At 65.8% G+C, this 21,723-nt stretch carries 15 protein-coding genes; 8 read left to right on the top strand and 7 right to left on the bottom strand.

What is annotated here, in order from left to right:
- Positions 1-312: 312 nt before the first annotated feature.
- Together aceF and aceE are read right to left on the bottom strand one after the other, a co-directional pair.
- Entirely contained in the window at positions 313-1,953 is a 1,641-nt protein-coding gene (aceF, locus tag CHB99_RS17430) for a dihydrolipoyllysine-residue acetyltransferase (protein ID WP_042124057.1), read from the bottom strand.
- 13 nt (positions 1,954-1,966) lie between these two features.
- Entirely contained in the window at positions 1,967-4,612 is a 2,646-nt protein-coding gene (gene aceE / locus CHB99_RS17425; RefSeq protein WP_042124059.1) for a pyruvate dehydrogenase (acetyl-transferring), homodimeric type, read from the bottom strand.
- A 383-nt stretch (positions 4,613-4,995) separates the two neighbouring features.
- Here aceE and glnE point away from each other — a divergent pair, with 383 nt between their 5' ends.
- The 8 genes from glnE (at position 4,996) to CHB99_RS17385 (ending at position 15,025) form a co-directional block, all read left to right on the top strand.
- Positions 4,996-7,929 carry a bifunctional [glutamate--ammonia ligase]-adenylyl-L-tyrosine phosphorylase/[glutamate--ammonia-ligase] adenylyltransferase gene (gene glnE / locus CHB99_RS17420; protein WP_042124061.1) on the top strand — a complete coding sequence of 978 codons (2,934 nt, stop codon included), beginning with the start codon at positions 4,996-4,998 and terminating at the stop codon, positions 7,927-7,929.
- A 135-nt stretch (positions 7,930-8,064) separates the two neighbouring features.
- Positions 8,065-9,114, top strand: a complete 1,050-nt coding sequence (waaF, locus tag CHB99_RS17415) for a lipopolysaccharide heptosyltransferase II (RefSeq protein WP_042124063.1) — start codon at positions 8,065-8,067, stop codon at positions 9,112-9,114.
- Positions 9,115-10,176 (top strand): lipopolysaccharide heptosyltransferase I, encoded by a 1,062-nt coding sequence (gene waaC / locus CHB99_RS17410; RefSeq protein WP_042124065.1) that lies wholly within the window; start codon positions 9,115-9,117, stop codon positions 10,174-10,176.
- Positions 10,176-11,297 (top strand): glycosyltransferase family 4 protein, encoded by a 1,122-nt coding sequence (locus CHB99_RS17405; RefSeq protein ID WP_042124066.1) that lies wholly within the window; start codon positions 10,176-10,178, stop codon positions 11,295-11,297. Before waaC ends, CHB99_RS17405 begins: the two co-directional genes overlap by 1 nt.
- Positions 11,294-12,100 carry a lipopolysaccharide core heptose(I) kinase RfaP gene (gene rfaP, locus CHB99_RS17400; RefSeq protein WP_042124068.1) on the top strand — a complete coding sequence of 269 codons (807 nt, stop codon included), beginning with the start codon at positions 11,294-11,296 and terminating at the stop codon, positions 12,098-12,100. Before CHB99_RS17405 ends, rfaP begins: the two co-directional genes overlap by 4 nt.
- Complete coding sequence (locus CHB99_RS17395) at positions 12,100-12,834, top strand: lipopolysaccharide kinase InaA family protein (protein WP_042124070.1); 735 nt, start codon at positions 12,100-12,102, stop codon at positions 12,832-12,834. Before rfaP ends, CHB99_RS17395 begins: the two co-directional genes overlap by 1 nt.
- Entirely contained in the window at positions 12,831-13,583 is a 753-nt protein-coding gene (locus CHB99_RS17390) for a lipopolysaccharide kinase InaA family protein (protein WP_042124072.1), read from the top strand. The genes CHB99_RS17395 and CHB99_RS17390 overlap by 4 nt, the downstream gene beginning before the upstream one ends.
- Entirely contained in the window at positions 13,583-15,025 is a 1,443-nt protein-coding gene (locus CHB99_RS17385; RefSeq protein ID WP_042124073.1) for a lipopolysaccharide kinase InaA family protein, read from the top strand. The genes CHB99_RS17390 and CHB99_RS17385 overlap by 1 nt, the downstream gene beginning before the upstream one ends.
- Before the next feature lie 195 nt (positions 15,026-15,220).
- On the opposite strand, the gene fdhA is transcribed toward CHB99_RS17385, so the two are convergent.
- The 5 genes from fdhA to CHB99_RS17360 form a co-directional block, all read right to left on the bottom strand.
- Positions 15,221-16,420: a formaldehyde dehydrogenase, glutathione-independent gene (fdhA, locus tag CHB99_RS17380; RefSeq protein ID WP_042124075.1), complete on the bottom strand. Its 1,200-nt coding sequence runs from the start codon at positions 16,418-16,420 to the stop codon at positions 15,221-15,223.
- 292 nt (positions 16,421-16,712) lie between these two features.
- Positions 16,713-17,570 (bottom strand): formyltetrahydrofolate deformylase, encoded by an 858-nt coding sequence (gene purU, locus CHB99_RS17375; protein ID WP_042124077.1) that lies wholly within the window; start codon positions 17,568-17,570, stop codon positions 16,713-16,715.
- Positions 17,571-17,584: 14 nt separating this feature from the next.
- The gene (locus tag CHB99_RS17370; RefSeq protein WP_042124079.1) at positions 17,585-18,217 is read right to left on the bottom strand and encodes a sarcosine oxidase subunit gamma; all 633 of its coding nucleotides are present in this window, start codon (positions 18,215-18,217) and stop codon (positions 17,585-17,587) included.
- Positions 18,218-18,373: 156 nt separating this feature from the next.
- On the bottom strand, positions 18,374-21,391 hold the full coding sequence (locus CHB99_RS17365; RefSeq protein ID WP_042124080.1) for a sarcosine oxidase subunit alpha: 3,018 nt from the start codon (positions 21,389-21,391) through the stop codon (positions 18,374-18,376).
- Positions 21,388-21,717: a sarcosine oxidase subunit delta gene (locus CHB99_RS17360; RefSeq protein ID WP_042124082.1), complete on the bottom strand. Its 330-nt coding sequence runs from the start codon at positions 21,715-21,717 to the stop codon at positions 21,388-21,390. Before CHB99_RS17360 ends, CHB99_RS17365 begins: the two co-directional genes overlap by 4 nt.
- Positions 21,718-21,723: the final 6 nt, after the last annotated feature.

Raw genomic sequence — 21,723 nt, 5'->3', positions numbered from 1 at the left:
TGCGCCGGGGGCTGACAAGCAATAGGTTTGATGCTGGTTTGATCTATGTCGGCACGGCAATGCTTTTCTTCAGCCCGTAGGAGCGTGGCTTGCCCGCGAAGGACCGCATAGCGGTCCCGGGTTCTCTCTTCGGGGACCGCTATGCGGTCCTTCGCGGGCAAGCCACGCTCCTACGGGAAGGGCGCGCAGGTCTGTTTTTGTTTTCACAGGCAAAAAAAAGCCCCGCCAGATGACGGGGTTGAGGTACGAGCGTGGCAGCTCGAAAAGGGTGCGCCAGCCCCGCCCGGCAGGACGAGACTGGCTGGACAGCAGTTACAGCAGCATGGTGCGGATATCGCCCAGCACGTCACCCAGACGCTTGGTGAAGCGCGCGGCGGCGGCGCCGTTGATCACGCGGTGATCGTAGGACAGCGACAGCGGCAGCATCAGCTTCGGCTGGAAGGCCTTGCCGTCCCAGACCGGCTGCATGGTGGCCTTGGAGACACCGAGGATCGCCACTTCCGGCGCGTTGACGATCGGCGTGAAGCCGGTGCCGCCAATGTGGCCGAGGCTGGAGATGGTGAAGCAGGCACCCTGCATGTCGTCCGCGGAAAGCTTCTTGGTCCGGGCTTTTTCAGCCAGGGCAGCCGCTTCGGCAGCCAGTTGCAGCAGGCTCTTCTGGTCGACGTTCTTGATCACCGGGACCAGCAGACCATCCGGGGTGTCCACGGCAAAGCCGATGTGCACGTATTTCTTGCGGATGATCGCCTTGCCGCTTGGCGCCAGCGAGCTGTTGAAGTCCGGCAGTTCCTTGAGCAGGAAGGCGCAGGCTTTCAGCAGCAGCGGCAGCACGGTCAGTTTGACGCCGGCCTTCTCGGCCACGGCTTTCTGTGCGACGCGGAAAGCTTCCAGCTCGGTGATGTCAGCCGAGTCGAACTGGGTCACGTGCGGCACGTTCAGCCAGCTGCGGTGCAGGTTGGCGGCACCGACCTGCATCAGGCGGGTCATGGCCACTTCTTCCACTTCACCGAACTTGCTGAAGTCGACGACCGGGATCGGCGGGATGCCCGCGCCACCGGTAGCGCCGCCAGCGGCAGGGGCTTCCTTGGCCTTCTGCATCATGGCCTTGACGTAGACCTGCACGTCTTCCTTCAGCACGCGACCGTGCGGACCGGTCGGCGCCACGGCGCTCAGCTCGACACCGAACTCGCGGGCCAGCTGACGCACGGCAGGACCGGCGTGGACCTTGGCACCGCTTGGTGCAGGCGCGGCGGCCGGAGCAGCAGCGGCTGGAGCCGGCGCGGCAGCAGCAGGGGCCGGGGCAGCAGCAGGTGCAGCAGCCGGAGCCGGTGCAGCAGCGGCAGGCGCCGGAGCGGCAGCAGGTGCAGCGCCAGCGACTTTCAGTTTGAGGATCAGGTCACCGGTGCCGACTTCGTCGTCCAGTTTCACGATCACGGCTTCGACCACGCCCGCGGCAGGCGACGGGATCTCCATGGAGGCCTTGTCGGACTCCAGGGTGATCAGCGACTGGTCGGCTTCGACGGTGTCGCCGGCCTTGACCAGCACTTCGATGATCTTGGCCTTGCCCGACGAACCGATGTCCGGCACGTGGATGTCCTGCACGCTGGCGGCAGCCGGCGCGGCTGGCGCGGCGGCGGGTGCCGGTGCCGCGGCCGGTGCGGCGGCAGGCGCGGCAGCGGCAGGAGCGGCGGCAGGTGCCTCGGGGGCCGCGGCGGCGGCACCCTCGACTTCCAGTTCCAGCAGTTCGTCGCCTTCTTTCAGGCGGTCGCCCAGCTTGACCTTCAGCGCCTTGATCACGCCAGCCTTGGGGGCCGGGATCTCCATGGAGGCCTTGTCGGACTCCAGGGTCAGCAGGCTCTGGTCTGCTTCGATACGGTCACCGACCTTGACGAACAGCTCGATGATTTCACCTTCACCGCTGCCGATGTCAGGTACGCGAATGATTTCGCTCACTTAAAAATACTCCTCAGCAGTCCAGTGGGTTGCGCTTGTCCGGGTCGATGCCGAACTTGACGATGGCGTCGGCCACCACCTTCGGTTCGATCTCGCCACGGTCAGCCAGGGCTTCCAGGGCAGCCAGCACGACGAAGTGACGGTCGACTTCGAAGAAGTGACGCAGCTTCTTGCGGCTGTCGCTGCGACCGAAACCATCGGTACCCAGGACCTTGAACTCTTTGCTCGGTACCCACTGACGAATCTGCTCGGCGAACAGCTTCATGTAGTCGGTGGACGCGATGACCGGGCCCTTGCGGCCGGCCAGGCACTCTTCGACGTAGGTGACCTGTGGTTTCTGACCCGGCTTCAGGCGGTTGCTGCGCTCCACGGCCAGGCCGTCGCGACGCAGTTCGTTGAAGCTGGTGACGGACCAGACGTCGGCGCCGACGTTGTACTCGTCGCGCAGGATCTTCGCCGCTTCGCGGACTTCGCGCAGGATGGTGCCGGAGCCCAGCAGTTGCACGTGGTGCGCCGCTTCGCGGGTGTCTTCTTCCAGCAGGTACATGCCCTTGATGATGCCTTCCTCGGCGCCGGCCGGGATGGCTGGCTGGGTGTAGGCTTCGTTCATCACGGTGATGTAGTAGAAGACGTCCTGTTGCTCTTCGGTCATCTTCTTCATGCCGTCCTGGATGATCACCGCCAGCTCGTAGCCGTAGGTCGGATCATAGGTGCGGCAGTTCGGGATGGTGGCAGCCAGCATGTGGCTGTGACCGTCTTCGTGCTGCAGGCCTTCACCGTTCAGGGTGGTACGGCCGGCGGTACCGCCGATCAGGAAGCCGCGGGTACGGCTGTCGCCGGCAGCCCAGGCCAGGTCACCGATACGCTGGAAGCCGAACATCGAATAGAAGATGTAGAACGGCAGCATCGGCTGGTTGTGGTTCGAGTACGAAGTACCGGCGGCAATGAAGGAGGACATGGCGCCCGCTTCGTTGATGCCTTCCTCGAGGATCTGGCCCTTCTTGTCTTCGCGGTAGAACATCACCTGGTCTTTGTCGACTGGCTCGTAGAGCTGACCGACGGACGAGTAGATGCCCAGCTGGCGGAACATGCCTTCCATACCGAAGGTACGGGCTTCGTCCGGGATGATCGGAACGATGCGCTGGCCGATTTCCTTGTCCTTGACCAGTTGCGCGAGGATCCGCACGAAGGCCATGGTGGTGGAGATTTCGCGGTCGCCCGAGCCGTCCAGGATCGCCTTCAGGGTTTCCAGTGGCGGAGTCGGGATGCTGATCGACTTGCTGCGGCGCTGCGGTACGAAACCGCCCAGTGCGGCGCGGCGCTCGGCCAGGTAGCGCGCTTCGGCGCTGCCTTCTTCAGGCTTGAAGAACGGCAGGTTTTCCAGCTCTTCGTCCTTGACCGGGATGTCGAAGCGGTCACGGAAGTGACGCAGGCTGTCGACGTCGACCTTCTTGGTGTTGTGCGCGGTGTTCTTGGCTTCGCCAGCACCGGTGCCGTAGCCCTTGATGGTCTTGGCCAGGATGACGGTCGGCTGCTCTTTGTGGTTGACCGCCTGGTGGTAGGCCGCATAGACCTTGTACGGGTCGTGGCCACCACGGTTGAGCTTCCAGATCTCGTCGTCGGACAGGTCGGCGACCATGGCCTTGAGTTCTGGCGTATTGAAGAAGTGCTCACGGACGAACGCGCCGTCCTTGGCCTTGTAGTTCTGGTACTCGCCGTCGATGACTTCGTCCATGCGGCGCTGCAGGATACCGTCGGTGTCCTTGGCCAGCAGTGGGTCCCAGAAACGGCCCCAGACGACTTTGTTGACGTTCCAGCCACCGCCACGGAACACGCCTTCGAGTTCCTGGATGATCTTGCCGTTGCCGCGAACCGGGCCGTCGAGGCGCTGCAGGTTGCAGTTGATGACGAAGATCAGGTTGTCCAGCTTCTCGCGGCCGGCCAGGGCGATCGCGCCCAGGGATTCCGGCTCGTCGCACTCGCCGTCGCCCATGAAGCACCAGACTTTCTGCTTGCCGGCCGGGATGTAGCCGCGAGCTTCCAGGTACTTCATGAAGCGCGCCTGGTAGATCGCCTGGATCGGGCCCAGCCCCATGGATACGGTCGGGAACTGCCAGAAGTCAGGCATCAGCCATGGGTGCGGGTAGGACGACAGGCCCTTGCCATCGACTTCCTGACGGAAGTTGTTCATCTGGTCTTCGCTGATGCGACCTTCCATGAAGGCGCGGGCGTAGACGCCTGGCGAGGCGTGGCCCTGGAAGAAGATCAGGTCGCCGCCGTGCTCGTCGGTCGGAGCCTGGAAGAAGTAGTTGAAGCCGATGTCGTACAGGGTTGCGCTGGAGGCGAACGAAGAGATGTGGCCGCCCAGGTCCGAGTCTTTCAGGTTGGTGCGCATTACCATGGCCAACGCGTTCCAGCGCACCAGCGAGCGAATGCGGCGTTCCATGAACAGGTCGCCAGGCATGCGTGCTTCGTGGGTGACGGGAATGGTGTTGCGGTATGGCGTGGTGATTGCGTACGGCAGCTGCGAGCCACTACGGGTGGCCAGCTCGCCCATACGGGTCATCAGGTAGTGAGCGCGGTCTTCGCCTTCTTTGTCGAGGACCGACTCCAGGGCGTCCAGCCATTCCTGGGTTTCGACGGGATCGAGGTCTTGCATGGCTTGCTCCAGGGCGGAAAGGCTTCCAGAATCGGTTGCCTGAAGTTTGCGACTGGCCTTTTGGGCAGACGACATGAATTCTTGGATTACCGGAGGTAGTCCCGGCGGCGTGTAGTTTTACTACAAATCGTTCGTCATTACATGCCTTCGACTGAAAAAAGCAGTAGTAAAACTACATGAGAACAGTCCCAGGCCATCCATTGGCTTGTGAGATAAAACGATACCGGCGATTAAAAACCGGTTACGAAAAGGTCTGCCGTGATGATTTCTGCCAGAAATTCCGAGATTGCAGCTATTTCTCACTTTTGTACGACAGTCCAACCCGGGCCGCGCTTCAGCCACCTCGTCACTGCCTGCCTTTTCCCGCGGATCAAGGATAGACCATGAGCCTGCCTTTGCTGGTCGAGCTGCCAGAAACCCTCCAAGCCACCGCCCTCGACAATCAACAGGCCCTGCGCGGGGCCGTGGCCGCCGCCGACGGCCTGAGCCTGGACGACTGGAACGCCGAACGCTGGGCCGCCTTCGCCCGGGTCTCGGCCGCCAGCGTGTTCGTCCTGGAACAGAGCCTGCGTGATCCGGCGATGCTCCTCGACCTGGCCGCCAGCGGCGACCTCGACCGCCGCTTCGCCCCCGGCGAGCTGTGCGCGCAACTGGCCGCCGCGGCCGGCGCCGCCACCAGCGAGGACGACCTGGCCCGCGCCCTGCGCCGCCAGCGCAACCGCCACCAGGTGCGCATCGTCTGGCGTGACGTGACCCGTCAGGCCGACCTGATCGAAACCTGCCGCGACCTCTCCGACATGGCCGACGCCGCCATCGACCAGGCCTATCAATGGCTCTATCCGCGCCTGTGCGAGCAGTTCGGCACGCCGACCGGCAGCCGCAGCGGCCAGCCGCAACAGATGGTGGTGCTGGGCATGGGCAAGCTCGGCGCGGTGGAGCTCAACCTGTCCTCGGACATCGACCTGATCTTCGCCTACCCCGAAGGCGGCGAGACCACCGGGGTCAAGCGCTCGCTGGACAACCAGGAGTTCTTCACCCGCCTCGGCCAGCGCCTGATCAAGGCACTGGACCCGATCACCGTCGACGGCTTCGTCTTCCGTGTCGACATGCGCCTGCGCCCCTACGGTTCGTCCGGTGCCCTGGTGCTGAGCTTCAATGCCCTGGAGCAGTACTACCAGGACCAGGGCCGCGACTGGGAACGCTACGCCATGATCAAGGCCCGCGTGGTGGCCGGCGACCAGGCCGCTGGCGCGCAACTGCAGGAAATGCTGCGGCCCTTCGTCTATCGCCGCTACCTGGACTTCTCCGCCATCGAAGCGCTGCGCACCATGAAGCAGCTGATCCAGCAGGAAGTCCGGCGCAAGGGCATGTCGGCGAACATCAAGCTGGGTGCCGGCGGCATCCGCGAGGTGGAGTTCATCGCCCAGGCTTTCCAACTGATCCACGGGGGCCGCGACCTGAGCCTGCAGCAGCGCCCCCTCCTTAAAGTGCTGGCGACCCTCGAAGGCCAGGGCTACCTGCCCGCCGCGGTGGTCACCGAGCTGCGCGAAGGCTACGAATTCCTGCGGTATACCGAGCACGCCATCCAGGCCATCGGCGACCGCCAGACCCAGATGCTGCCGGACGACGACCTCGACCGCGCGCGCATCGCCTTCATGCTCGGCTTCCCCGACTGGGATGCCTTCCACGCCCAGCTGATGCACTGGCGCGGGCGTATCGACTGGCACTTCCGCCAGGTCATCGCCGATCCGGATGAAGAAGAAGGCGAAGGTGAAGTGGTGGTCGGCGGCGAATGGCTGCCGCTGTGGGAAGAAGCCCAGGACGAGGAAGCCGCCTGCCGCCAGTTGCAGGACGCCGGCTTCCGCGATGCCCAGCGCGCCCTCAAGCTGCTCGCCGCGCTGCGTTCCAGCCCGCAGCTGCGGGCCATGCAGCGCCTCGGCCGCGAGCGCCTCGATGCCTTCATTCCGCGCCTGCTGGCCCAGGCCGTGGAGCACGACGATCCGGACCTGGTGCTGGAACGGGTGCTGCCGCTGGTCGAGGCCGTGGCACGCCGCTCCGCCTACCTGGTGCTGCTCACGGAAAACCCCGGGGCCCTGCGCCGCCTGCTAACCCTGTGCGCCGCCAGCCCGTGGATTGCCGAGCAGATCGCGCGCTTCCCGCTGCTGCTCGACGAACTGCTCAACGAAAGCCGTCTGTTCAGCCCGCCGAAGGCGCCGGAACTGGCCGCCGAGCTGCGCGAACGCCTGACCCGCATCCCCGAGGACGACCTGGAACAGCAGATGGAGGCCCTGCGCCACTTCAAACTGGCCCACAGCCTGCGCGTCGCCGCCTCGGAAATCGCCGGCAGCCTGCCGCTGATGAAGGTCAGCGACTACCTGACCTGGCTCGCCGAGGCCATTCTCAACCAGGTGCTGGCCCTGTCCTGGCGCCAGACCGTGGCCCGCCACGGCCGCCCGCAGCGCAGCGACGGCAGCCCGTGCGACCCGGGCTTCATCATCGTCGGCTACGGCAAGGTCGGCGGCCTCGAACTGGGCCACGGCTCGGACCTCGACCTGGTGTTCATCCACGATGGCGACCCGCAGGCCGAGACCGACGGCGCCAAGCCGATCGACAGCGCGCAGTTCTTCACCCGCCTGGGCCAGCGCATCATTCACCTGCTGACCACCCAGACCAACTCCGGTCAGCTGTATGACGTCGACATGCGCCTGCGGCCATCCGGTGCGTCCGGGTTGCTGGTCAGCTCGGTGGGTGCTTTCGAACGTTACCAGCAGAACGAAGCCTGGACCTGGGAGCACCAGGCCCTGGTCCGCGCCCGCGTGCTGGTGGGCTGCGAACAGGTTGGCGCAGCCTTCGAGGATGTGCGCGCGCGGGTCCTGGGCAAGCAGCGCGACCTGGCCGCCCTGCGGGTCGAAGTCAGCGAGATGCGCGCCAAGATGCGCGACAACCTGGGCACCAAAGGCACCGCCGCCGGTACCGCGGGCAACGCCTACGACGCCGGCGTTCCCTTCGATATCAAGCAGGATGCCGGTGGTATCGTCGATATTGAATTTATGGTGCAATACGCCGCGCTCGCCTGGTCCCACAGCCATCCGGCGCTGCTGCGCTACACCGACAACATCCGCATTCTCGAGGGTCTCGAGGAGGCCGGGCTGATGCCCGCCAGCGATGCCGTGCTGCTGCGCGAGGTGTACAAGGCGTTCCGCTCCGCCGCGCACCGCCAGGCCCTGCAGAAACAGGCCGGGGTGATCGACGCGGCCCAGTTCGCCACGGAACGCCGTGAAGTCCGGCGTATCTGGAGCGAGTTGGGGCTTGGCTGAACAGTGAGCGCAAACGGCTGGCAGGACGCCAGCCTACACTCAGTGACTTACACTGGACCGAGCCTGAATATAAAGAAGGGAGGCCAGGCTGTTGCAAGACAGACTGCAGCCTCCCTGATCGTTTCTGGATAACGCATGAGAATTTTGATAATCGGGCCCAGCTGGGTGGGCGACATGGTGATGGCGCAGACGCTGTTCCAGGTCCTGAAGCAGCGTCACGCCGATTGCGTGATCGACGTGCTGGCACCCGAATGGAGCCGGCCGATCCTCGAACGCATGCCCGAAGTGCGCCAGGCCTTGAGCTTCCCGCTCGGCCACGGCGTGCTCGACCTGGCCACGCGGCGACGCATCGGCAAGTCCCTGGCCGGCCAGTACGACCAGGCGATCCTCCTGCCCAACTCGCTGAAGTCGGCGCTGGTGCCGTTCTTCGCCGGGATTCCCAAGCGCACCGGCTGGCGTGGCGAATTCCGCTACGGCCTGCTCAACGACGTGCGGCGCCTGGACAAGGCGCGCTACCCGCTGATGATCGAGCGTTTCATGGCCCTGGCCTACCCGGCCGACAGCGACCTGCCGCAGCCCTACCCGCGCCCGCGCCTGAGCATCGAGGATGCCAGCCGTGCCGCGGCCCTGGCCAAGTTCGGCCTGGAGCTGGACCGCCCGGTCCTGGCCCTGTGCCCGGGTGCCGAGTTCGGCGAGGCGAAGAAATGGCCGGCAGAGCATTACGCCAAGGTCGCCGAGCTGAAGATCCGTGAAGGCTGGCAGGTCTGGCTGTTCGGCTCGAAGAACGACCATCCGGTCGGCGAGCAGATCCGCGCGCGGCTGATTCCGGGCTTTCGCGAGGAGTCGAGCAACCTGGCCGGGGAAACCTCGCTGGCCGAGGCCATCGACCTGCTGTCCTGCGCCGATGCCGTGGTGTCCAACGACTCCGGGCTGATGCACGTCGCCGCGGCGCTGAACCGGCCGCTGGTGGCGGTCTACGGCTCGACGTCGCCGGGCTTCACCCCGCCGCTGGCCGACCAGGTCGAAGTGGTGCGCCTGGGCCTGGATTGCAGCCCGTGCTTCGACCGCACCTGCCGCTACGGCCACTACAACTGCCTGCGCCAGCTGGAGCCGGATGCCGTCGCGGCGGCATTGCAGCGCCTCAATGGCCCGTCGCTGGTCGACATCAGTCCAGAGGTCGACTAAGTGCGTGTGCTGCTGATCAAGACCTCGTCCCTGGGCGACGTGATCCACGCCCTGCCGGCCCTGAGCGACGCGGCCCATGCCATCCCCGGCATCCGGTTCGACTGGGTGGTGGAAGAAGGCTTCGCCGAGATCCCCAGCTGGCACCCGGCGGTGGACCAGGTCATCCCGGTGGCGATCCGCCGCTGGCGCAAGAACCTCTGGCAGACCTTCAAGAGCGGCGAATGGGGCCAGTTCAAGAAGCGTATCCGCGAGCGCAAGTACGACCTGGTGATCGATGCCCAGGGCCTGGTCAAGAGCGCCTGGCTGACCCGCTACGTGAAAAAGACCCCGGTCGCCGGCCTCGACCGCTATTCGGCGCGTGAAGGACTCTCCAGCCGCTTCTATGACCGCCGCCTGTCGGTTGCCACCGGCCAGCACGCGGTCGAACGGGTCCGCCAGCTGTTCGCCCTGGCCCTGGGCTACGACCTGCCGGACGGCATCGGCGACTACGGCCTGGACCGCAGCCGCCTGGAGCAGATCGGCGTGGCGCCCTACGTGGTGTTCCTGCATGGCACCACCTGGGACACCAAGCACTGGCCCGAGCTGTACTGGCGCCAGCTGGCCGAACGCCTCGGTCGCGCCGGCCTGCATGTCTGCCTGCCGTGGGGCAATCCGGCGGAGAAGGCCCGCGCCGAGCGCATCGCCCAGGGCTTGAAGAATGCCCAGGTGCTACCCAAATTGAACCTTGCCGGGGTTGGCAAGGTGCTGGCCTCGGCCAAGGCCTGCGTGGCCGTCGATACCGGACTCGGCCACCTCGCGGCGGCGCTGGACGTGCCGACCATTTCCCTGTTCGGCCCGACCAATCCGGGTCTCACCGGGGCCTATGGCAAATCCCAGGTCCATGTGGCCAGCGACTTCCCCTGCGCACCCTGCCTGCGCAAGAAGTGCACCTACAAACCGAGCGCCGAGGAACTGCGCCGGTTCGATCTCAAACGTGAGTGGCCGCTGTGCTTCACTCGCCTGAATCCCGAACGTGTGGCACGCCAGTTGGGCGAGCTGCTGCGGGCCGAGGATGTTCGTTGATGCAACTGGCTTTCGTGCTCTACAAGTATTTCCCCTTCGGTGGCCTGCAGCGTGACTTCATGCGCATCGCCCTGGAGTGCCAGCGCCGCGGGCACAAGATCCGTGTCTACACCCTGATCTGGGAAGGCGACGTGCCGCCCGGTTTCGAAGTGCTGGTGGCGCCGGTCAAGGCGCTGTTCAACCACCGCCGCAATGAAAAACTCAGCGCCTGGATGGCCGCCGACCTGGCCAAACGCCCGGTCGACCGCCTGATCGGCTTCAACAAGATGCCCGGCCTGGACGTCTACTACGCCGCCGACGGCTGCTTCGAGGACAAGGCCCAGACCCTGCGCGGCGGCCTGTACCGGCGCTGGGGCCGCTACCGGCACTTCGCCGAATACGAGCGCGCGGTCTTCGCGAAGGACGCGCGCACCGAAATCCTGATGATTTCCGAGGTGCAGCAACCGCTGTTCATCAAGCACTACGGCACCCCGGAAGAACGCTTCCACCTGCTGCCGCCGGGCATTTCCCAGGACCGCCGGGCTCCGGCCAACGCCGCCGAGATCCGCGCCGACTTCCGCCGCGAATTCGACCTCGGCGACGACGACCTGCTGCTGGTGCAGATCGGTTCCGGGTTCAAGACCAAGGGCACCGACCGCAGCCTCAAGGCCCTCGCCGCCCTGCCCTCGGCCCTGCGCAAGCGCACCCGGCTGATGGTCATCGGCCAGGACGATCCCAAGGTGTTCCAGTTGCAGAGCACCGCCCTGGGGCTTGGCGACCAGGTGCAGTTCCTCAAGGGACGCAGCGATATCCCGCGCTTCCTGCTCGGCGCCGACGTGCTGATCCACCCGGCCTACAACGAGAACACCGGCACCGTGCTGCTGGAGGCGCTGGTCGCCGGCCTGCCGGTGCTGGTCACCGCGGTGTGCGGCTACGCCCACTACATCGCCGAGGCCGACAGCGGCCTGGTGCTGGACGAGCCGTTCGAACAGGAACAGCTCAACCGCTACCTGCAGCGCATGCTCGAAGACCCGGCGGCTCGCGCCAGCTGGGGCCGGAACGGCCTGGCCTTCGCCGAGACCGCCGACCTGTACAGCATGCCGGAGCATGCCGCCGACGTGATTCTCGGGGAGCGCCCATGAAGCTGATCCTGGCAGAACCCTTCAAGCGCCTGTGGGCCGGACGCGACCCTTTCGAGGCCGTCGAAGCGCTGCAGGGCGAGGTCTACCGCGAGCTGGAAGGCCGCCGTACCCTGCGCACCGAGGTCGCCGGCGACGGCTATTTCGTCAAGATCCACCGCGGCATCGGCTGGGGCGAGATCTTCAAGAACCTGTTCAGCGCCAAGCTGCCGGTGCTCGGCGCCGGCCAGGAATGGACCGCGATCCAGCGCCTGCACCAGGCCGGCGTACCGACCATGACCGCGGTGGCCTTCGGCGAGCGTGGCAGCAATCCGGCGACCCAGCACTCGTTCATCGTCACCGAGGAACTGGCGCCGACGGTCAGCCTGGAAGACTTCAGCATCGACTGGCTGCGCCAGCCGCCAGAGCCGCGCCTCAAGCGCGCGCTGATCGCCGAGGTGGCGAAGATGACCGGCGGCATGCACCGCGCCGGGGTCAACCACCGCGACTGCTACATCTGCCACTTCCTCCTGCACACCGACAAACCGGTGACGGCGGATGACTTCAAGCTGTCGGTCATCGACCTGCACCGCGCCCAGACCCGTGACAGGATCACCCGGCGCTGGCGCGACAAGGACCTGGCCGCCCTGTATTTCTCGGCGCTGGACATCGGCCTGACGCGACGCGACAAGCTGCGCTTCCTGCGCGGCTATTTCCAGCAACCGCTGCGCCAGATCCTCGCCGAACACGCGGGCCTGCTGCGCTGGCTGGACGGCAAGGCGCAGAAGCTCTACGAGCGTAAGCAACGGTATGGGGATGCGCTCTGATGGCGGGTTGGACACTGGAGCCGAAGTACGCGGCCCTGGCAGAGGATTTCGGCAGTATCGACGCGGTGTTCGCCCTGCAGGGCGAGCAACTCACCCGAGATCCGCTGAGCGAAGTGATCCGCGTCCAGCGTGACGGGGTCAACTACTACGTCAAACGCTACACCGGCGCCGGCAAGCACCTGCGCCGCTACCTGGGGCGGCCGCGGATCAAGGCCGAGTGGCAGAACCTCAAGCAGTTCGCCAAGTGGCAGATTCCCACCGCCGAGGTGGTGGCCTGCGGCCTGGAGCGCAATGGCCTGAGTTTCGGCCGCGGCGCGATGATCACCCGCGAACTGCCGCGCACCGAAGACCTCAACGCCCTGGCCGAGAGCAACGACCCACGCCTGGCCGACCGCCACTGGGTCGACCACGTCAGCCGGCAGCTGGCGCGGCATACGCGGGTCATGCATGACCACCACTTCACCCACAACGACCTGAAGTGGCGCAACCTGCTGGTGGACGACGCGGGCACGCTATTCTTCATCGATTGCCCGACCGGCGACTTCTGGTGGGGCTTCATGCTGCGCTACCGCATCACCAAGGACCTGGCGTGCCTGGACAAAGTGGCCAAGTATCATCTGTCGGCCACCCAGCGCCTGCGCTTCTATCTGCAGTACCGCAACCGCGACCGCCTGAACGCGGCCGACAAGAAGCGCATCCGCCATATCGTGAAGTTTTTCGAGGGACGCGAATGAGTGATTTTGTCGCCAACACCGACACGGCGCTGCTCGAACGCCACGGCCTGAACGGCTTCGACCAGCTCTGGGCGGTGCAACTGGACGCGGTGGACGAGCCCAACACCGGCCGTGGTGGCTGGAGCAGCGTGTTTCGCCTGGAGCTCGAAGGCAAGGGCTACTACCTCAAGCGCCAGAGCAACTACCTGACCCACACCCTGCACCGGCCGTTCGGCGAGCCGACCTTCGCCCGCGAATTCCGCAATATCAGCCGCTACCAGAAGCTGCGCATTCCAGCGCTGCAGGCTGTGTACTACGGCGAGCGCAAGATCGACGGCGAGCGCCGGGCGATCCTCATGACCCGGGCGCTGGACGAGTGGACCGATCTCGACCTGCTGCTCGGCCAGTGGGAACAGCTGGACACCGGCCAGCGCCACGGCATCCTGCGCGCCTGCGGCCAGTTGGCCCGCACCCTCCATGCTGCCGGGCAGGTCCACGGCTGCTTCTATCCCAAGCACATCTTCCTGCGCGAACGCGGCGACGGCTGGCAGGCCCAGTTGATCGATCTGGAAAAGACCCGGCCGCTGCTGTTCGGCCAGCGTGACCGCCTCAAGGACCTGGAGCCGCTGCTGCGTCGCGCGCCGCTCTGGAGCGAGGCGGACGTGCGCCTGCTGCTGTCGGCGTACCTGGATCAGCCTGCGGACAGCGCGCTGGTGAATGCCTGGCTGCAGCGCCTGCTGCGTCGCCGTCGTCATAAGGAAACCCGCTGATGCGCTTGTCCGAACTCAAGGATGCCGGGCGCACCCCGGCGCTGCCGTTGAGCATCACCCTCGCCGATGCCGCCGGCAGCGCCGAGCTGCAACTGCTCAGCCTGCTGCGGGTGCTGCCGGGGCAGCGCTATGTCGGAGCCGGGGTCTGGCGGGGCACGCCGGTGCTGGCCAAATTGCTGGTCGGCGGCAGCGCCGCGCGGCATTTCCAGCGGGAACGGGACGGTGTGCGCCTGCTCGCCGACAACGGCGTGACCACCCCGCGACTGCTGGCCGACGGCCTGAAAGAAGGCGAAGGTGGCTGGTTGCTGTTCGAATACCTCGAAGGCTCCAGCAGCCTCGGCGACGCCTGGGCCGAGGTGGAAGCCCAGGCACCGCTGAGTGACGCGCAGAGCCTGGTCCTCGGCGAAGCCCTCGCCGCGGTCGCGCAGTTGCACGCCAAGGGCCTGTGGCAGGACGACCTGCACCTGGACAACCTGCTGCGCCATGACGGCCAGCTGTACGTCATCGACGGTGGCGGGATCAAGGCGGAAAACCCGGGCCAGCCGCTGTCGCGCCAGCAGGTGCTGCAGAACCTCGGGGTGCTCTTCGCCCAGTTGCCCAAGCGCCTCGAACCGTTCATCGAGGAACTGCTGGTGCACTACCTGCTGGCCAACAGCGAGCACGCGCTGCCGCTGGAAGCCCTGCAGAAGCAGATCGACAAGGTCCGCCACTGGCGCCTGAAGGACTACCTGGACAAGGCCGGTCGTGATTGCACGCTGTTCAGCGTCGAGCGCGGCGCCTCGGGCCTGAAGGCGATCCCGCGCAAGCAGGTCGCCGCGATGCAGCCTGTGCTGGACAACGCCGATGCGCTGATCGACGCCGGGCACCTGTACAAGACCGGCGGTGCCGCCAGCGTGGCACGGGTCGAGGCCGATGGCCGGGCGCTGGTGATCAAGCGCTACAACATCAAGAACACCGCCCACTGGTTCAAGCGCTTCTGGCGCCCGAGCCGGGCCTGGCATTCATGGATCGAAGGGCATCGCCTGGCGTTCCTCGGCTTCGCCACGCCCACCCCGCTGGCGGTGCTGGAGACACGCACGCTGGGCCTGCGCGGCAAGGCCTACCTGATCACCGAACTGCTCGACGGGCCGGACCTGATGACCAGCTTCGCGCCGTACGTGGACAGCGGTGACGTGCCTGAAGCGCAATTGGCGGCGTTGCAGCAGTTGCTGGCGCAGTTGATTCACGAGCGCATCAGCCATGGCGACCTGAAGGCCTACAACCTGTTCTGGCAGGACGGGCAGTGGGCGCTGATCGACCTCGATGCGATGAGCCAGCATGCGACGCAACTGAGCTTCGCCCCGGCGTTCGCCAGGGACCGGGCGCGGTTGTTGAGGAACTGGCCGGTGGAGAGTGCGCTGTACAAGCGGCTGGATGAGTGCCTGCCGAAACTCTCGGACTAAGAAGCACGACGCGGTCCCTGTAGGAGCTGGCTTGCCTGCGAAGGACCGCGAAGCGGTCCCGGACCTCACCGCATTCGGGGACCGCTGCGCGGTCCTTCGCAGGCAAGCCAGCTCCTACAAAATACGCGCAAAATCAGTTGGTTATGTTTTGTTCTATGAAGAAGGGGCCGAAACCGGCCCCTTCTTCATTTCCGCTTACGCCGCACTGAACGTCTTGTGCGGGTCGATCACGAATTTCTTCGGCACACCGGCATCGAACTCGCCATAGCCTTCCGGCGCCTGGTCGAGGCTGATCACCTGCACCCCGACGATCTCGGCGATGTTGATGCGGTCCCACATGATCGCCTGCATCAGCGCGCGGTTGTACTTCATCACCGGGGTCTGGCCGGTGTGGAAGCTGTGCGACTTGGCCCAGCCCAGGCCGAAGCGGATGCTCAGGGCACCGATCTTCGCCGCGGCATCCACCGCACCCGGATCCTCGGTCACGTACAGGCCCGGAATACCGATCTTGCCGGCAACGCGGGTGACCTGCATCAGCGAGTTGAGCACGGTGGCCGGGGCCTCGTGCTTGGCGCCTTCATGGCCATGGCCACGGGCTTCGAAGCCGACGGCATCGACCGCGCAGTCCACTTCAGGCTCGCCGAGGATGTCGATGATCTGCTCGTGCAGCGGGGCGTCCTTGGACAGGTCGACCACTTCGAAGCCCTGGGCCTTGGCATGCGCCAGGCGCAGCGGATTGAGGTCACCGACGATCACGCAGGCGGCGCCCAACAGGCGTGCCGAGGCGGCGGCAGCGAGGCCGACAGGGCCGGCACCGGCGACATACACGGTGCTGCCCGGGCCAACGCCAGCAGTGACCGCACCGTGGTAGCCGGTCGGCAGAATGTCGGACAGGCAGGTCAGGTCGCGGATCTTCTCCATGGCCTTGTCGCGATCCGGCAGTTTCAGCAGGTTGAAGTCAGCGTACGGCACCAGCACGTACTCGGCCTGGCCGCCGGTCCAGTCGCCCATGTCGACATAGCCGTAGGCACCGCCGGCGCGGGCCGGGTTGACGGTCAGGCAGACGCCGGTGTGCATTTCCTTGCAGGAGCGGCAGCGGCCGCAGGCGACGTTGAAGGGTACGGAGACCAGGTCACCGATCTTCAGGTTCTCGACGTCGCTGCCCTTCTCGATGACCTCGCCGGTGATTTCATGGCCCAGGACCAGTCCGGTCTGGGCAGTGGTGCGGCCGCGAACCATGTGCTGGTCGGAGCCGCAGATGTTGGTGGAGACCACCTTGAGGATGACCCCGTGCTCGATCTTGCGACCGCGCGGGTCCTGCATCTTCGGATAGTCGATCTTCTGCACCTCGACCTTTCCGGCGCCGAGATACACCACTCCACGATTGCCAGACATGCTCTTACCTCGCTTGACTTGTAGTTATGCAGCGTTGGTTGAAGCGCCGCCGTCCATGGGCGGCCAGTGTTACTGGAATGGGGGAATTGTGGGCCGGTCGGGCGTGAATGCCGCCACTGGTTGCGACAGTGGTTTATCTATCGGCGGCAGTCCCGTGGAGGTATCCAGAATGCATTCGCGAGCAAGCTCGCTCCCACAGGGTTACCTGCCAGGCCACAAAAATGAGCCCGGCAAAGAAACCTTGTGGGAGCGAGCTTGCTCGCGAAGGACCGCGAAGCGGTCCCAGGAGGACTTAGAGAACGACGGTGCGGTTGGCGTTGAGGAACACCCGCCGCTCGATGTGATACCCCACCGCCCGTGCCAGGGTCAGGCACTCGATATCACGGCCCTTGGCGATCAGGTCCTCGGGATAGTGGCTGTGGTCCACCACCTCGACGCCCTGGGCGATGATCGGGCCTTCGTCGAGGTCGTTGTTGATGTAGTGCGCGGTGGCACCGACCATCTTCACGCCCTTGTTGTAGGCCTGGTGATACGGCTTGGCGCCCTTGAAGCCGGGCAGCAGCGAGTGGTGGATGTTGATCGCCCAGCCGTCCAGGCGACGGCACAGCTCCGGCGACAGCACCTGCATGTAGCGGGCGAGGATCACCAGCTCGGCGCCGGACTCCTCGATCACCTGCAGCACCTTGCGTTCCTGCGCCGGCTTGTCGTGGGGATCCAGGGGGAAATGGTGATACGGGATGTGATGCCACTCGGCCAACGGCGCGAGGTCCGGGTGGTTCGACACCACCGCCACCACGTCCATGCCCAACTGGCCGATGCGCTGGCGATAGAGCAGGTCGTTGAGGCAGTGATCGGCCTTGGAAACCATGATCACCACCTTCGGCCGGTGGTTCGGCGCGGTCAGCTCGAAGAGCATGCCGAAGGCCTCGCCGCGCTCGGCCAGGCCGGCGCGGAAGCCCGCCTCGTCGAAGTCGTCCGGCTGGCGGAACTCGACGCGAATGAAGAAGCGCCCGGACAGCCGGTCATCGAACGAGTGGTGCTCGGTGACGTAGCAACGCTGCTCGTAGAGGAAGCGGGTGACCACATCCACGGTACCGAGCAGGCTCGGGCAGTCGGCGGTGAGAATCCAGGTGTCCGGGGCACGACTCATGCTGATTCTCCTGCTCAGGCTTCGATGGCCAGACCGTATTCGGCGGAAGCGTCCTGCAACCACAGCCACCAGTAGTCGGAGAAGCTGCGGCGGATCAGCAGCTCCCAGGTTTCCTCGCCGGTGCGGCGGATCACCAGTTGCGACTTGGCAAACACGGTACCGACCGCCTTGCCCACCGGGAAGTTGTTCGGGTGCACGTCGTAGCTGGTGGATTTCATCAGCACTTCACGCACCTTCGGGCCGCTCAGTTCCAGCAGAGTCTGCCCGCCGCTGACGTTGACCACCTGGATGTGCTGGCCTTGCAGCGCGTCGCGCAGGGCATTTTCCACGGCGAACTCCTGGCCGCCGGGGACGATCAGCAGCCACTCGTCCGGGCCGAGCCATTGCAGCGACATGTCACCGTTGGCGACCACGGTCAGGGCGACCGGCAGTTCCAGGCCGATGGCCTTGAACACGCCGCCGGCGAAGGCCGGGTCGTGGGCGTCGCCACGGAGGGTCAGGTGACCGAGGAATTTCTTCTCGCGCAGGGTCACCCCGGCGTTCTTGCGGCCCTTGCCGACCAGGCTGGACAGGTCGGCGTGGTGCAGCGGCGATTCGGCTTTGGCGTCGCCGCCGGGGCGTTGTTCGTAGACGTTGATGGCGCTCATCTTTTTATACCTGCCTGAATTCTGGAATCCATCTGGGGCTGCTTTGCAGCCCTTCGCGGGCAAGCCACGCTCCTACAGAGAGTTGCGGGGCTCACCCTGCTCTTGTAGGAGCTGGCTTGCCTGCGAAGGACCGCGAAGCGGTCCCCGAACACAGCCTTAAACGTTCTGCCGCTCACCCTTGGGATCGAAGAACACCGAAGAACAGATCTCCGCCTCGATCACGCTGCCGTCGGCCTGGGGCGAGTAGACCCGCTCGCCGATGCGCTGCAGGCCACCCTTGACCACACCCATGGCGAAGGAATAACCCAGCGAGTTGGCCGCGTAGCTGGAGGTGACGTGACCGACCATGTCCATCGGGATCGGCTGCTTCGGATCGAACACCAGTTGCGCACCTTCCGGCAGCCACTTGTTCGGGTCGACCGGCTTGAGGCCCACCAGCTGCTTGCGGTTCTCGCGCACGCAGTCCTCGCGGTTCATGCCGCGCAGGCCGATCCAGGAGAACGGCTTGTTGCGCCCGACGCACCAGCTCATGTTCAGGTCGTCCGGGGTCATCGAGCCGTCGGTGTCCTGGCCGACGATGATGAAGCCCTTCTCGGCGCGCAGGACGTGCATGGTCTCGGTGCCATACGGGGTCAGGTTGTACTTCTTGCCGGCCTCGACGATCTTCTCCAGCACGCCCATGGCGTAGTTGGCCTGGATGTTCACCTCGTAGGACAGCTCGCCGGTGAACGAGATCCGGAACACCCGCGCCGGCACGCCGCCGACCAGGCCTTCCTTCCAGCTCATGAACGGGAAGGCGTCCTTGTCCAGGTCGATGTCGCTGACTTCGGCGAGCAGCTTGCGGCTGTTCGGGCCGGACAGGGTCAGGGTCGCGTAGTGGTCGGTGACCGAGGTGAAGTACACCTTCAGGTCCGGCCATTCGGTCTGCTGGTAGATCTCCAGCCACTGCAGGACGCGCGCCGCGCCGCCGGTGGTGGTGGTCATGATGAAGTGGTTGTCGCCGACGCAGGCGGTCACGCCGTCGTCGAAGACCATGCCGTCTTCCTTGCACATCAGGCCGTAGCGGGCCTTGCCCACGTCGAGCTTGGTCCAGGCGTTGGTGTAGATGCGGTTGAGGAACTCGCGGGCATCCGGGCCCTGGATGTCGATCTTGCCCAGGGTCGAGGCGTCCAGCAGGCCCACGCTGTCGCGCACGGCCTTGCATTCGCGGGCCACGGCGGCGTGGATGTCTTCACCGGCGCGAGGGAAGTACCACGGCCGCTTCCACTGGCCGACGTCTTCGAACTCGGCGCCGTTCTTCACATGCCAGGCATGCAGCGCGGTGAAGCGCACCGGCTCGAACAGGTGACCGCAGTGACGCCCGGCGACCGCGCCGAAGGTGATCGGCGTGTAGTTCGGACGGAACATGGTGGTGCCCATTTCCGGGATGCCGATGCCCAGCGAACGGGCGGCGATGGCCAGGCCGTTGATGTTGCCCAGTTTGCCCTGGTCGGTACCGAAGCCCAGCGCGGTGTAGCGCTTGACGTGCTCGACCGACTCGAAGCCTTCGCGGGTCGCCAGTTCGATGGCGGCGGCGGTGACATCGTTCTGCTGGTCGACGAACTGCTTCGGCGCGCGGGCGGTGTTCTTCTCGTGAGGCACCTGGAACAGCGCCACGGTGGCCTCTTCCTGGCGTGCCAGGACTTTCGGCGCGGTGACGGCAGCGGCCTTGAAGCCGGCCTCGCTGGCCGCACGGGCGCCGCCCTCGAAACCGTCGGCGAGGCTTTCGCCCAGGCCGAACACACCGTTGATGCCACCGACGCATACGCGCTTCTGCGGTGCGTCGCCCGGCACGAAGCCGAGGATGTCTTCACGCCAGACCGGCTTGCCGCCCAGGTGCGAGGCCAGGTGGACCACCGGACTGTAGCCGCCGGAGCTGGCGACCAGATCGCATTCGAGCCATTCGCCAGGGCTGGTGACCTTGTGCGCCTTCACATCGATGGCGGCGACACGGGCGCCGCTGACGCGCTTGCTGCCGCGCGTCTCGACCACCGAGCTGGAGGTCAGGATGCGGATGCCCTTGGCACGGGCTTCTTCCACCAGCGAACCGCGCGGGTTGTGCCGCGCATCGGCGACAGCCACCACTTGCAGGCCGGCGTCGTGCCAGTCGAGGGCAACGCGGTAGGCATGGTCGTTGTTGGTCGCCAGCACCAGCTTGCGGCCCGGGGCCACGCCGTAGCGGCGGACGTAGACGGAGACGGCGCCGGCCAGCATGTTGCCCGGCACGTCGTTGTTGGCGTACACCAGCGGACGCTCGTGGGCGCCGGTGGCCAGGACCACGCGCTTGGCGCGAACCCGGTGCATGCGCTGACGCACCTGGCCCATCGGCGCGCGATCACCGAGGTGGTCGGTCAGGCGCTCGTGAATGGTCAGGAAGTTGTGGTCGTGGTAGCCGTTGACCGTGGCCCGTGGCAGCAAGGTCACTTCGCGCAGGCTCTTCAGCTCGGCGACCACCGCGGCGACCCACTCGGCCGCCGGCTTGCCGTCGAGGCTTTCGCGGCTGTCGAGCAGGCTGCCGCCGAACTCTTCCTGTTCATCGGCGAGGATCACCCGCGCCCCGCTGCGCGCGGCAGCCAGGGCGGCGGCGAGACCGGCGGGGCCGCCACCGACGATCAGCACATCGCAGTGCTGGTTCATGTAGTCGTAGGTGTCGGGGTCGTTCTGCAGCGGCGCGCGACCGAGGCCGGCGGCTTTGCGGATGTACTTCTCGTAGGTCATCCAGAACGACTGCGGGTACATGAACGTCTTGTAGTAGAAGCCGGGGGGCATCATCTTGCCGCCGACTTTACCGATGATGCCCATGACATCGTTGTTCACGTTCGGCCAGCCGTTGGTGCTGGTGGCGACCAGGCCGGAATACAGGGCCTGCTGGGTAGCCCGCACGTTGGGGATCTGGGTGGCTTCGCTGGCACCGATCTGCAGGATCGCGTTCGGCTCCTCGGCACCGGCGGCGATGATGCCGCGCGGACGCGAGTACTTGAAGCTGCGCCCGACGATGTCGACGCCGTTGGCCAGCAGCGCGGCGGCCAGGCTGTCACCGACGTAGCCCTGGTAGCTCTGGCCGTTGAAGGTGAAATTCAAGACTTTGCTGCGGTCGATGCGACCGCCGCTGGAGAGGCGATAAACCTGGCTCATACCTTTTCTCCCTGGCCGTTGGCGACCAACTGCGGGGCGCTGCTCTTGCCGGTGACCTGTGGCTTGCTGCCGATCTTGTAGGTTTCCAGGATCTCGTAGGTCACGGTGTCACGGGTGGCGTTGAAGTACTGACGGCAACCGGCGGCGTGGATCCACAGCTCGTGGTGCAGGCCGCGCGGGTTGTCGCGGAAGAACATGTAGTCGCCCCACTGTTCGTCGGTGCAGGCGTTCGGGTCCAGCGGACGCGGGATGTGCGCCTGGCCGGACGAGTGGAACTCTTCCTCGGACCGCAGTTCGCCGCAGTGTGGACAGAAGATGTGCAGCATGGTGGT

The organism is Pseudomonas japonica (assembly GCF_900188455.1).
Taxonomy (GTDB): domain Bacteria; phylum Pseudomonadota; class Gammaproteobacteria; order Pseudomonadales; family Pseudomonadaceae; genus Aquipseudomonas; species Aquipseudomonas japonica.
The sequence above is the reverse complement of the archived record's forward strand: the minus strand, read 5'-3'. Positions and strand labels throughout refer to the sequence as shown.